The sequence below is a fragment of the Pseudacidovorax sp. DMC4 genome (assembly GCF_056314265.1).
Genome location: NZ_JBQUYR010000006.1, coordinates 1 through 12,297, shown reverse-complemented (window position 1 = coordinate 12,297; position 12,297 = coordinate 1). Strand labels below are relative to the sequence as shown.

12 protein-coding genes are annotated in these 12,297 nt (G+C 61.6%); 3 read left to right on the top strand and 9 right to left on the bottom strand.

The window, feature by feature from the left end; genetic code table 11:
• From ACT54X_RS12475 to ACT54X_RS12440, 8 genes are all read right to left on the bottom strand, one after another.
• Positions 1-342: a hypothetical protein gene (locus ACT54X_RS12475; RefSeq protein ID WP_476346785.1), complete on the bottom strand. Its 342-nt coding sequence runs from the start codon at positions 340-342 to the stop codon at positions 1-3.
• A gap of 232 nt (positions 343-574) precedes the next feature.
• Positions 575-1,117 carry a JAB domain-containing protein gene (locus ACT54X_RS12470; protein ID WP_476346784.1) on the bottom strand — a complete coding sequence of 181 codons (543 nt, stop codon included), beginning with the start codon at positions 1,115-1,117 and terminating at the stop codon, positions 575-577.
• 91 nt (positions 1,118-1,208) lie between these two features.
• Positions 1,209-1,430, bottom strand: coding sequence for a hypothetical protein (locus ACT54X_RS12465; protein WP_476346782.1), 222 nt, complete (start codon positions 1,428-1,430; stop codon positions 1,209-1,211).
• 197 nt (positions 1,431-1,627) lie between these two features.
• Positions 1,628-1,924, bottom strand: coding sequence for a hypothetical protein (locus ACT54X_RS12460; protein ID WP_476346780.1), 297 nt, complete (start codon positions 1,922-1,924; stop codon positions 1,628-1,630).
• A gap of 110 nt (positions 1,925-2,034) precedes the next feature.
• Positions 2,035-2,328, bottom strand: coding sequence for a hypothetical protein (locus ACT54X_RS12455; RefSeq protein ID WP_476346778.1), 294 nt, complete (start codon positions 2,326-2,328; stop codon positions 2,035-2,037).
• A gap of 465 nt (positions 2,329-2,793) precedes the next feature.
• A complete protein-coding gene (locus ACT54X_RS12450; protein ID WP_476346776.1) occupies positions 2,794-3,459 on the bottom strand; it encodes a DUF3275 family protein in 666 nt (221 codons plus the stop codon).
• Positions 3,460-4,044: 585 nt separating this feature from the next.
• On the bottom strand, positions 4,045-7,911 hold the full coding sequence (locus ACT54X_RS12445) for a hypothetical protein (RefSeq protein ID WP_476346774.1): 3,867 nt from the start codon (positions 7,909-7,911) through the stop codon (positions 4,045-4,047).
• Positions 7,912-8,291: 380 nt separating this feature from the next.
• Entirely contained in the window at positions 8,292-8,954 is a 663-nt protein-coding gene (locus ACT54X_RS12440) for a DUF3577 domain-containing protein (protein ID WP_476346772.1), read from the bottom strand.
• Here ACT54X_RS12440 and ACT54X_RS12435 point away from each other — a divergent pair.
• From ACT54X_RS12435 to ACT54X_RS12425, 3 genes are all read left to right on the top strand, one after another.
• A complete protein-coding gene (locus ACT54X_RS12435) occupies positions 8,953-9,141 on the top strand; it encodes a hypothetical protein (RefSeq protein WP_476346770.1) in 189 nt (62 codons plus the stop codon). The genes ACT54X_RS12440 and ACT54X_RS12435 overlap by 2 nt on opposite strands.
• Before the next feature lie 305 nt (positions 9,142-9,446).
• Entirely contained in the window at positions 9,447-10,187 is a 741-nt protein-coding gene (locus ACT54X_RS12430; RefSeq protein WP_476346768.1) for a hypothetical protein, read from the top strand.
• 360 nt (positions 10,188-10,547) lie between these two features.
• Complete coding sequence (locus tag ACT54X_RS12425; RefSeq protein ID WP_476346766.1) at positions 10,548-11,834, top strand: hypothetical protein; 1,287 nt, start codon at positions 10,548-10,550, stop codon at positions 11,832-11,834.
• Between the two features lie 148 nt (positions 11,835-11,982).
• Here ACT54X_RS12425 and ACT54X_RS12420 read toward each other — a convergent pair.
• A partial coding sequence (locus tag ACT54X_RS12420; protein ID WP_476346764.1) for a transposase occupies positions 11,983-12,297 on the bottom strand: 315 nt, incomplete at its 5' end.

Here is a 12,297-nt window from a genome sequence, read left to right as displayed (position 1 = left end):
TCAGGCTCCGGCGTGGGCAGGGACAGGCTCGCCGGCGGGCACCAGCTCGATCTCTGACCCGAACGCCAGGCCGGCGCGTTCCGGCGCAGGTGCGCCGTTTTGATCGGTCCACCATGCGGGTGGAGCGTAGGGCATCACCATCAGCCCCAGATACCCGCAGTAGGCGGCGTAGCTGACGACGCGGCCGAGGCCGATTCCGTTCATCTTGATGCGGACTTCGGCGCCGATTTGCGGGATCGGCTCGGGCCCGCTCCACTTCAACGTGCTCGTCTGGGCTTGACGGTCCGTGGTGTAGTGGGGCAGCGTGTCGAAGCGCTGCAGGGTTTCGTCTTCTTGGGGCATGTGGACTCCATGGGAAGTGCCGGGCATGCCCCGTGTCGGGCGTGTCCCGACGGGGTTGCTGAATTGCCTCGACCGCATTCGCGGCCGGTCACGCTTCCAAGGCTGAGCGTGGCTGTACCAGATCCGATGTCCAAACAAGGTCCTTGGCATCAGGTGGCTTCCCACAGTACCGGCGCGCGATGCTGTGGGAACCCCACCTTGGGTTCCCGGCGCAGTGGTCGGCTGCGCCGTGTTACATGAGGCCCTTCTCGGCCATGCTCAGTGTTTCGTCGCGGCCAACGATCAGGTGGTCGATCAGCCTGACGTCGACCAGCTGCAGGGCGGTCCGCAGCGCCGCTGTGACGTGCTCGTCCGCCGGCGAAGGGTTCGTGCAGCCGCTCGGATGGTTGTGCACGGCGATCAGGCATCCGGCGTTGGCACGCAGGGCCTCTTTGACGACTTCGCGCGGATGCATCGAAGTGTGGGTCAAGGTCCCCCTGAACATCTCGACGTACTCGATCACCCGCAGCTGGGACGTGAGGAGCACGACGCCGAAGACCTCATGGGCCAGACCCGCGAGCTTGCAGGCGAGGTAGCCACGCACGGTGGCGGGACTGTCCAGGTAGGACGAGTCGGGCACCTGCTTGGCGAGCAGTGCCTGGGCGGCGGCGATCACTTCCGTCGGTTGAGGCCGGCGGTAGACGCCTGGCGCTTCCATCACCATGAGTTGGCCGGGGCTGCCGCGACCCTCCCGGGTCGAAAGTGCCGCGCGAAGGCGCGATGCGAGTTGGATCATGGAGTTCTCCCTTCTTGGTGGCGGGAGACCCCTGCGGGCCGTCTCCCGCAGGTTGAGAAGAGCCCCAGCGGAACGCTGGGGCGGGTTGGCTTTACAGGTAGGCCCTCTGGTTCCAGGTGCCCTGGTCCAAAGCGGCTTCCGCGCGAGAGCGGGTCAGGAAGTACTCCTGGCTCTCTCGCGTGTAGGGGCCGTTTTCAGAGAAGGTGCCGATGTAGAAGCCGGCAGTGCTTTCCAGCACCTGCAGCTCCAGGTCCGGCCTGCCGGCCTGGCTGGCCAGCATCCCGGGGTTCTTCGCGCGTTGAGCGGTGGTCATGGAAGCCTTTCATGGAAACCTGCACCGCGGGCGGTGCGCGTGGATGGGACGCCGCAGCAAAGGCTGCGACACTGGCGGGATGACTCGCGAGCGGTTCACCCTGATCAATGGCGGCGCGGCCGAGGCTGAGGCCAGGCGCGACGCCGAGTTCGCCTTCCTGCTGGAGGAAGTCGATGCTCGTGACGCGCTTCCTCAGCTCAGGCGCCTTGCACGGCAGATGAGGCCGGCAGCAAACGGCGTTCTTGAAGAAGTCCAACCAGCGCAGCAGGCAGCTGGTCCCGAAGGTCCGGCTGCCTGAAGCCAGCGCGCACCAGGCGCACCATCGAGCAGACCTCGCCGGGAGCGACCTGCTCTCGCAGTTGCTCCAGCTTGTCGAACTCGTCGGAACTCGCCTGGCTGCACCAGTTGCGGAAGCAGATGTGGAAGACGGCCCGCTCTTCGGGGGACCAGTTCGGAAGTTCGACGACCGTCGCGATCGACGTGTGGGCATGCATGGGAAGCTCCGTTCTCGTTCGATGGAGACGGCATCCCTCGCTGGGGTGCAGTCCCCAGAGGGTTGAAAGGCGAGGGCCCAGGCTTGCGCCCGCGCCCTCGTGGGCAGCGCTCAGATCAGCTTGATCGTGGCGATGACGGTCAGTAGCGGAACCACGATGCTCGTGGCCACGGTCCAGACCATGTGACGCATCAGCTGCTTGCGCAGAATGTCGTCGGATTCGAAGGCGTCCAGCCAGAGCCGGTCGAGTCGCAGGTCAAGGAACTCCTCCAGCTCGGCCTTGGTCATGGGCCGCTGCGGCTGCGGGTTCAGTTTCTCCAGCAGCGCGTCGATCTCCGAGGGCGGTAGCGCTGGAGGTTCGGCCGGGTGAGGAGTTTGGGGATCGATGAAGCGAACGTTGTCCATGGGAAATCCTTGGAAGTGCGCGGCCACGATCCCCGGCGGGGAGTCGTAGTCCCACGCGGGTTGATGAAGAGGTGTGCCTGGCCGTTGAAGGCCGGCGCGCCTTCGAGGCTGAGCGCGCCTGAAACCATCGTGGTTGATGGGATGGTTTCCCGAAGCGCCCCGGTCACGGGACGCTTTGGGAACCCCATCCGGGGTAGCTTGAAACTGGGTTTCTGGAAAGTACGTTGCCCCTGGCTGTGCCGGTGGCACATGCCGATCGCCGTCGCGGGGCCGGGCGATCAAGGAAAGGCGCGAGAGCTGCAGGCAAGCTTGGCTTTCGCCCGGCTGCACTCGTTCGCAAAGCCGCGGCCGCATTGGGTCGGCCGCCACCCCGTTGGTAGCGATGCGCGGCCTCAGGCTGGGCTGTCGCGTGGCCACACCCTGCGGCCACGCGACAGCCCGCATGGGCGCGCTGTCGATTCCGGTTCAGGCCGGATAGAAGGTCTGCTCCGTCGCCCTGAACGTGTAGCCCAGGTTCTGACGCAACTGTCGCGTTTGCTCGCGGTAATTCACGCGGTCAATCGTCGGATCGAGCTTCACTGGCTTGCGCTCACGGATGAGCACGGCCAGGTCCTCGCTGAATGCTGAAAGGTCCGGGCCCTCGGCACCAGGTGGTTCAACCGGCGCCGCGCTCGCGGGGGCGGCAGCCGCGGGGCTCGCAGTCGGTGGCTGTATCCAGCCTCGTGTCGTCGGCCGGGCAGTCGGGGCGGGCGCTGGCGAAGGCGTCGCTCCAGCGGGAGGCAGGCGCGCAGGTATCGCAGGGCGCCGCGGCGCCGGTGGAGGTTCGTCCAGAGGATCGGGCTCAGCCACCTCCTCGGAGTCCTGCGGGCTCGCCGCTTCTGAGCGTACCTGCAGGTCCTGCAGCCGCGCCCGGATCTCGGTGATGGAGGTGCCGGTTCCAGTGGTGTACTGACCGAGGAAGACTTCGGCGATCCAGGCCGTGACCTGGTACTCGCCCTCGTCGAATGCATCGAGCAGTTGGTCCTTGACCTTGAACGTGCCGATGGCAGTGCTCAGCGTGCCGACCGCGAAGGGGCCATTGCGGCTTTGAAGGATCTTCTTGACGCGAAGAACGCCGTCGAGGCGGATCATGAAAACTCCAGGAGTGATGCCGGGAGAACGCACGTCCGCTCGGGAACAGGGTCCCGACGGGTTGAAGAAGATGGAAGCGAGAGGGGCAATCGAGCGATGTACGTCTACATCGCGCGATTGAGGCTTAGAGCTGCTGCAGGGATTCCGTCCCCGCAGAGATTGGGCACGTCGGGGCTTGCGATTGTGGATCAGCGAGAGGAACGGCCACCGATTGATGTCCTGACCCGAAGGTGTGCATCTTTCAAGGACTGAGATGCTTCAGCCAGCAAGCTGGCATTCCGGCTTGGTACGTGACGCCGGGAACACGCGGAAAGCGGCGGAAGAGTAGCACAGGCCTGCGCGCTACGGAAGAGCGTAGGCCTGGCCGGCTCAAGTCCTGGCCGGACTGAATCAACCCATTGAGGCCGCTTTCCAGTGCGCAGTGATGATCGTCCCCCGGTACCGCAACCGCACCTTCCACTGAGCCGTGCCGCTGCACGGCGATCGCGACGAACTAGCCAGCTTTAGGGTCGCTTGCGCGGTCCTGATGTTTTTCCTGGAGCAGCACCCTTGCTGTACTGAACTGCCCGTGCAGGCGCGGCATCGTCAGCCCTCGTTCTCGTCTAGTTCGCGATCAGTTTCGCGCTGGACGCTGTGCTCTAGCTGCTCCCTGTGCTCAACGAGCCAGCCCCTGACGTTCTCATTAGTTTCGACGTCCAAATGAGCTTGCACGGCCTGCAGCTTGCGCTGGTAGTGCTGGCTGGCCGGCCCGCCCCACGCTTCCGTGAAGTTGTTGGCATGCAGGCCGCCGCGCACGGATTTCAGCGTGCCGTAGCGCTCCAGCATCTGTCTTGCGAAGGTTGGCGGCTCGTCCGGCCTGGAGACCATGGGCGGACAGTTCTGCGCTATCAACGGCGCGCGCTCGTCGACATTTCCATCGATCCAGTCGAACACCAGCGCGGGGGGCAAGGCATTCATGCCGTTGGCGATGCCACTGTGCCTGGCCCGCCCGCCACGCAGCCAGTTCAGCATACGCCAAGTGCTCGCCTCGCGTGGATGGTCCGTGAGCCGATTTGCGATAGCGGGCCAGACGATGCCGGGGCGCTCGCGGGTGACTCGACTGAGGAATTTCAGAGGCTCGCCGAAGTAGCCTGAGGTGATGCTGTCTTCCTTACCGAAGTGCTCGATGCACCTAGCCGCCAGCCGCGCGGCCGCATCCGCGTCGAGCTCCAGCAGTCGCATTGCCGCCTCGTTCCAGTTGTACTGGAGCCTGTTAGTCTTCGCACCCACGGTGCCCTCGACGAATGCTGCGGCGTCGAGCACTCGTTCCAGCAACCGGGCCAGCGCCGCGCGGTCGTCGGCGTGGGCGCGCATGCGGCTGTTGATGACATCCAGCGCGGCGTCGGCACCCAAAGAGTCCGTGCCGTCTGCCATCATCAACTCGATGGCCTTGCAGACGACCGGCAAAGGCATTTGGTTGATCACGCCGCCATAGACGAACAGCCTGAAGTTCCGCGGATCCAGGTGTCCAGATTCGGCCATGGCTATGAGCCTGTTGGCCATGGAATCGGTCATGCCAGATCGCCATACAACGCCCATGACCGAGGACCGGACGGCGGGATCGTCTAACAGCCCCGCGAGAATTTGCTCCCACGCGTCGGCGTCGCGCTCGTACAGCGCTGACAGATAGCCGCCGATGAAGAAGTCCGAGCGCTGATCGCCTGCCTGGACCCAAGCGCCGTGAATGGCAGTCCAAAGAGCCAAGCGGGCATCGACTTGGCCCAATAGTTGTCCGAACTGAAAACCGTTCCTGGCTTCTTCGGTAACCAACCAGGCGAGTTCGGGCGTGAGCAGGCGAGGGTCGGCGTTGGCATCTGCAACCAACTTGACAAGTACCGGGGAGGCCTCGTCGGAATAGTTTCCGTCGACATCAAAGTGATCCTCGACTAGCTTCATGCCCGCATGCCTGCGCAGCTTGTTCGCGAACGACGAATCCGCGAGATCGGCGTGCAGCGCTTCGAGGGCGGACCTGACGTTGTCGGGTAGCGCCTTGCCTTCGTAATGGAGGGCGGCCACCAGCGCCTCGATGCACTCATCGCGCAGCGCCGGAATTTCAGAGACGCGTCGAAGGAACTCGATGATCTTAGGCGCCATCGGCCCGAGGATCAGGCTGCGTACGTTGCGAACGACGCCGCGTGCCGCCTCCAGGGCCTCCTGCGGCGGGAGGAAGCCCAGCGCCTTGTCGAGCAGGTCCACATGGGCGGCGTAGCTGTCATACAACTCGTCCCACGTTTTCGGCATCCATCGATCGGGCAGGCGGCGCAGGCCGATCGTCTCCTCGATCGCGGTACGGCTGATGAAGGGCTCCAGGCTCTCGCTCAGAGCCCGGACCGCGATCTGGCGAAAGAACTCGGTGTCGCTGTGCAGCAGATCGTCCACGTAGCGAAGCTTGTCGCGGGGGGCCACCTCCGAGGCAGCCAGCTTGTCGTGGCCCAGGCCGAACAGCGACACGAAGACGCCGGTCGAGTTGTTGGACCAGTGCTCGTTCTCGGCCTCGGCCAGCAGCAGCAAGCAGTTGGCGGCTTCAAAGAAAGTCTCGCGCGGGACCGCCAACTGCTCCAGGCGATGCACCGCAGTGCGGCGGCCTTCGCCCTGGAACAGCTTGCGCGCTTCTACGGATTCGCGACCCAAGGCGTCGGCGAAACGGCGCAGGGCTGCCTTGGGATTAGCCTGCGCTACCGCGAAAAAAAGGCTGGCGCCGCCGGCGGCTGCGAAGCCTGCCAAGAACGCGAATGGCCCATCCTTGCCCAGCAGGCGCTCCGCCAGCGCCGTCGCGGCGCGCGACTCTCTGGCATAGCTCAGCATGGCATCGAAATGACCCTGGGCCCGGCCGCTCAGACCAGCCCGGAGCTTGATGACGTCCACCATCCTCTCGTAGCGGTCGAACCAGCCCTTCCACATCGAGACGTGCAGCAACTGCGGCGTGATGATAAGAGTGCGCTGCCCTTGCAGGATCCGGTGTCTTCGCATCGCCTCGACAGCATCGGACAGACGCATCGGCGAGAAGCCGCTGTCAAGTTGCTGCAGCGCCCACAGCACGGCGGCCTGAACGTCCTCGCCTTCGGCGTTGTCCCAGGCGATATGACGGAACAGCGCCAGCGTGCGCAGCACCGTCAGCTTGTCCCGCCCTTCGGCCGACTCCACCTTGTTTGGGGCGCACACGATACGGTCCCAGTACATTTCGAGATGGGCTAAGTGCTGGGTCGGCTGCTCCTCGGGATGCGCGTTCATGTACTGGCCGAGCTTGTGCGCCGCCCGTGGCGAGCCTTCGCACAGTGCCGCCAACCATTCCGCGTTTTCGGCGGGGACACCATAGGACTTGAAGATCTCGGCGACAACGGGCGGAGCCAGCCGCGGCATGTCGATGAGTTCGACGTTGACATGAGCGTTGCTCGGCTCCGAGACCTTGTCGGCCGTGATAAGCAACATCTTGGTGGCCCGGCGCCTGAAAAACGCCACCAACTCCTCTGCGACTTCGAGGGTGCAGTCGTCGGCAAACAGGATCACCGTGGTCTTGCCCGACATCCTGATCAGCTCGGTCAACGGCCCGCTGCCTACCGCATCCTCAGGGTCCGGGCAATACAGGGCGCAGCTGCCGAACTTGGATGCGATCAGCGCGCGGTAGATCAGATGGGTCTTGCCCGCACCGGCGTCTCCCAGCACGCGCACGTGCCGGAAATCGCCGACGGTATTCACGGCCTGTGTGATCTGCTGGGTCAGCTTGTCCAGTTCCTTCGTCACCTGGTAGTCGTCGACTTCCAGTTCACAGCTCTCGCCCAGGAATTCCAGGTCGTGGAAGAACGTGTTGTCGTGGCCGCCGATGCGGTTCAGCCTCAGCGCGATGCCCGGAGCAATGACCTTAATGGCCGAGCACAGCTGGTTGGCCCTGAAGATCTTTACCGGGACGCTGGCGTACGCCGGATCGACGGCCGTCATGAAGTCGCTGATCTGCTGTACGCCGTGGTTTTCCTCGGTGCCGACCACTTCGGCGCCGAACACCACCACGACGAAGGTGCCGCCGTTGTCGAAACAGGCGCGCACGCGAGGCTGCAACTGCTCCTTCGTCGGCACAGCATTGCCGGTGGCATGTTTGGGCTGCACCAGCAGCGAGCGGATCTCGCTGGAGCTTGAGGCAGAGAACTTGCCCGTCTTGATCTGGTAGTAGCTCAGCCCGTTGAAGATCAGGCCTGCAGGCAGTGCTCGGCCGGCAAGGTCAGAAACGTCGGCATCGACGCCGCCGTCAGCGGTGGTGATGTCCGCCGGCACGTTGACGGCAGTGATGGGCGCGCCCACCTTGGCCGCCTCGATGACCAGGAGTTGGCGGAACAGATCAACGGCCTGACCGGGGTCGATGTTCTTCAGATCCTCGGTTCTGACGTCAAACGGTCCAGCGGTATCAGCTGACATGCTCATTGCGGCCTCACTGGTGAGCCGACAAGTTTCCCATACAGGCAGCGACGAGCAGAATGAGACTGCCGCTTCGCCAGTCCGTTACTCGTCGTGCCCATCGCCCCCAAACTCACCACGACGTCCTCAAAAGTCGGCAGCCAGTCACCGCCAAGTGGCAAGACGCAGAGAGAACGCTTCTTGGCCTGCCGGAGCCTCTAGAGAGCCTTAGGTGGCATGCCGGGCGAACAGGGGCGGCGATCCAGGGCTAGGAATACCAAGACTGGACATGAGCTCAGCAGAAGTCCTACCAAGACGCCGTCGACGCCCTAGGTGCATCGTCGCGCCCCGAAAAAAAAGCCCCCGAAGGCTTTCGCGCTTCGGGGGCTGGTTGCGGTCGACCGCACTCATGCTGGCATCTGCTGCCGCACGCTTTGGCGCGCCGCTTGTCGCGGTGTGCCTTGCTGCGGCGCACGAGGCTGCTGCGTGGGCACGGGCCTGCGCTGCTGCACACCGACCGGCGCCGGTGCGTCCGCCTGGGCTTCGAGCGGCTCCGAGGGCATGCCCACGTCGTCACCGTCTGCACCATGGTGCGCTTCGACACCCGCTGCGGCATTGCCTTCTGCTTCGGCATCGTCCGTCCGAGGACGGCGATACACCACCACGCCATCCACCGAGACGGCGTAGATGATGAGCAAGCGGCCCTTGATGAGGGCTGCGTGCTCTTTGTGGTTCAGCAGGTTGCCTTGCCGGTCGCGCGCCTGCCTTTCATACAGGTGGGGATAGATGTCCCCGCCCCTGAACGTCACGAGCACCTTGCGTCGTGCATCCACGTCGGCCTGGAGGTTGGAGATGATCTCCACGGCCTCGGTGCCGGACACCTTCAGGTCGAAGTACGTGAAGTTCGGGTCGTCTGCTTTGCCATGCAGAGCGTTGATCGCGCACGAGAGAAACGGGGCAGCCTTGCGGCCACCACGGTTCGTGTCCACCCAGCGCACGCGGTTGAGGTAACCGATGCCCGAGAAGTGGAGGTTGAAGTAGGTCGAGGCGTTGTCGGATTGAGCGTTCATGATGATCTCCGGTGATGACAGGAGATCGGCACGCCCATGCCTGGCCTATGGCCTGGACGGGATGTCGATCATCCCGTCCGGGTTGAGGAAGAAAAATGCTCTGGAGCTGGCCTTGGGAGCCTGCTTGCCCGTCTCTCAAGAGCTGAGACGGATCGTGTGCCTCGCGGCGGTCACGGCTGAAATCTAGCCCGACAGAGGCCCTCTGTCAAACACCCAGCTTGGCGGCAAAGTTGGCCGCCTTGGCTGATGAACGAACGGCGTAGCGGGCCCCAGAGGAGTTGGACACATGGACGGGAGCTGCAGTGAGGCAAGTTTGCTCGGTCCGAGCCCTACGGTCGCCGCAGCATTGCGAAGTGAGCATCAGGTGTCCATGGCTTAGCACCGGTGCCGCTGTAACAGCTATTGGGTGGGAGGGCATCGCCTAACTGGGGGGTGTGGTCGAACCTACGGGCTAGTTACTGTTGTCTTCCCAACTTCCTGAGGAGAAACGCTATGCCATCGTGCCGTGCCTGCGCCGCGGTCCTTACTGCGGTAACTACTGCTTGCCTTTCAGGCTGCGGTCTGTTCTCCACAAAGCCTGACGTCGACGCGGCGGATCTTCAGGATCTTGCGCCTATCGTCAATGCCCTAAAGGCTGAATTGAGGGCTTATGGGAGTTGGGCTGCAATCTATCCGGATAGAGTGCCCTCAGGGCGGCGAGAATGTCAAACCGCCTTAGACCCGCAAAATGATTTGCGCATTAAATCAGCCAAAGTCGTCCTGAACACCAAGACAGATGTAATGCTCGCCGGCGGGGTGGATCTCCCTGCCATAGCGGCGATAACGTTCACTGGCCCCAACGGCAGCAAGCAAGTAGTCAACGAGCAGACATTCACGTTCGACGTCGGGATTTCGGAAGCGGGTGATTCCGCAAGTCGCCAGCCGCCAAGCGAAAAGGATCAGCAGACCTATCTCCTCGCTACAGTAATATGGAAATTGAGGCAGCAGGTGCTTAGCATCAATCACCGCACCCCGTGCATCGAATTCAGAGACGAAAAGAACACCGCGCGGGTAATGCCACTAACCGTTGGCTTCACCGCAGCTAAGACAAGTTCCGGGGGTATTAAGATCGTGCCGGGACCTTTGCCGGTGGGACTTAACGCGACCGTGTCGGCGAAAAGCACACATAGTCAAACCATAATTTTGAATATGGAGGTGACTGGCGCACCTCAAGCGGCAATGCCACCTCAATGAGCTGGGCATTACCTGATGCACACAGTGGGTGCGCCCGCGGATTTTCGACATGAGCAGCGAACCGAGAAACTCCGCAGCCAATCCGATGCTCGGCGTGGGCGCGGCCGATTGCCTCGCCTCATGGAGGGCCGGGTCGAGCAGCGAGATGTCTCCCCTCGGGAGCAGGCACGACCACCCAGGGCGAAGGAGCCGCAGTGCCCCATGTTCGACTGCCGTGGCGCACGCTGCTAGATCACTTGGACCTTATGATTGGCTTGAGTCTGGAAGCTCATTCCACTTTCGACGTGACGGGAAGAGGCGCATTGGTTAAATGCGGGACCCTTTTGGATTTTATAACGACTTGCTGCGCACGGAGTTGCTATGTCTCTCAAGAGAGATTTTCAGAACCTAGGTGGTGAACCAGAGGCGCTTGCTGCGTTCCAGTGCATTCTGGACAGCTTTGGTGAGGGTTACCTAACCGCGCAAGATCCGAAGAAGCCACTGGCTGTACTTTGGGGTCGAGTTGATCGCCTTTCTACCGTTGAACTTTTTATCTTTGGTAGATGCCTGCAAAAGGTGCTCATATTAAATAAAGATTGGGTTAAAAGTATAATTAGAGAGATCAAGAAGAGTGATGTAAAGGCTCGGGGTCTATGCACGGAAATAATCTATATTGGATACTTCGGGTCCGAGAGTTGGAAGATTGAGCCGGCGAAGAAAAGCAATGCGGGTTACGATTTCTCGTTAGTCGGTAATCAGGGAAAACGCCAATACATTTCGGTAAAAAACATTGACATCTCAGATGCCTACAAGGAATTTCAGACTCGCTCGCGCAGGCTCCGAAGCAAATGGAGGGAAAGGCTACGCCTTACGGGAAATAATTTGGGGCTGAGAGTGCAGTCTCAAATTCCCCTAGGAAATGAGCATTTCGAAGCGATCATTAGCTCTTTTCAGAGAGCGGACATTCATCTTTCGCCGACACTGACGCCGGTGGAAGGCATAGTGGTAACTATGCATCCTTTGCAAACAAGTGCCAAAATATCTACCGACTACGTTTCGGACTCCGTGCTGATTCATTGCCCGTCGCCCTCAACTGAGACCGCGCGCTATGGGGCAAGAATTAAATCGGCTGCTCAAAACATCTATAAACACACGGCGGCTGATAGCAATGCCATTCGAGTGCTGTTTATCAGGATGCATGTCAATGCAAACTCTGAAGAGGTAAAAGCTCAGGCGGAACTGATCGTCAATGAGCCCGATAGCAAAGCAGATTGCGTCATTGTCTATCAGCCGAGTTATGTGCGAGATGAACATGGTAATTCTCTAATTAATCACTATCTACTCCTAGTCGCAAATCTTAAATTTGCGACGAATTCAGTTAACTTTGGTGTAGGGTCGGTACGCATACCTTTGGGATCTATCTCTTTCGAACCATCGAAATTTGTAATTACGAATTTTCAAACAGGTGAGGCTACACCCTTGGCCTCTAGCGATTATTTTTTCCAGCAATCTGATGTATTTCAGGTGTCCGCGGGGCGCGGCGAGTATATGGAAATGGGATCTCCAGGCCCGGGATTCCGCCTCCACACGGTATTCTCAGAGGCGGGCCAAAGCTTAAGGGTTAGTTCAAGAATCAATGCTGAACAGGACGATCTGTTGTTGATCTAACAGGCTGCTGAAATACTCATCCGCTTGCGGCGTCCGACCCTCTGTCGAATGAGACGGCAGAGGGTCTCTTTTCGCATAGCAGGTTCTACGGTATCTGCATCACGCCTTTTGGCTGCCCACACGTACTGCGCGGCCCGTTTTCACCGACCTACGCGCGCTGCGCGCGCACCTGCCCCAGCGTTCGCATGCGCGTGAGGTTGTAGGCGCTCATCGTCAACACGAACATCTGGTCCACCCGCTCAAGGCCTCCCACCGCCACCTGGCGCATGCGCCCCACCGTCTTGGCCCAGCCGAAGCCCTGTTCGATGAGCTTGCGCCTTTGCTGGGAGATCGCATAGCCCGGACTGCCTGCAATGACATCGGATACCGCAGAGCGCCTGCCCGAGGTGTTCTGTGCCACATGCGGCGTCACCCCCATGTCCAGGCACTCCTTGACGAACTCCCTGGCGTCGTAGCCCTTGTC

Bases quoted from the DNA above. Each gene is read 5' to 3' on its own strand.
- ACT54X_RS12475 (WP_476346785.1), bottom strand. From the start codon at position 342: ATGCCCCAAGAAGACGAAACCCTGCAGCGCTTCGACACGCTGCCCCAC.
- ACT54X_RS12470 (WP_476346784.1), bottom strand. From the start codon at position 1,117: ATGATCCAACTCGCATCGCGCCTTCGCGCGGCACTTTCGACCCGGGAG.
- ACT54X_RS12465 (WP_476346782.1), bottom strand. From the start codon at position 1,430: ATGACCACCGCTCAACGCGCGAAGAACCCCGGGATGCTGGCCAGCCAG.
- ACT54X_RS12460 (WP_476346780.1), bottom strand. From the start codon at position 1,924: ATGCATGCCCACACGTCGATCGCGACGGTCGTCGAACTTCCGAACTGG.
- ACT54X_RS12455 (WP_476346778.1), bottom strand. From the start codon at position 2,328: ATGGACAACGTTCGCTTCATCGATCCCCAAACTCCTCACCCGGCCGAA.
- ACT54X_RS12450 (WP_476346776.1), bottom strand. From the start codon at position 3,459: ATGATCCGCCTCGACGGCGTTCTTCGCGTCAAGAAGATCCTTCAAAGC.
- ACT54X_RS12445 (WP_476346774.1), bottom strand. From the start codon at position 7,911: ATGAGCATGTCAGCTGATACCGCTGGACCGTTTGACGTCAGAACCGAG.
- ACT54X_RS12435 (WP_476346770.1), top strand. From the start codon at position 8,953: ATGATGATCTCCGGTGATGACAGGAGATCGGCACGCCCATGCCTGGCC.
- ACT54X_RS12440 (WP_476346772.1), bottom strand. From the start codon at position 8,954: ATGAACGCTCAATCCGACAACGCCTCGACCTACTTCAACCTCCACTTC.
- ACT54X_RS12430 (WP_476346768.1), top strand. From the start codon at position 9,447: ATGCCATCGTGCCGTGCCTGCGCCGCGGTCCTTACTGCGGTAACTACT.
- ACT54X_RS12425 (WP_476346766.1), top strand. From the start codon at position 10,548: ATGTCTCTCAAGAGAGATTTTCAGAACCTAGGTGGTGAACCAGAGGCG.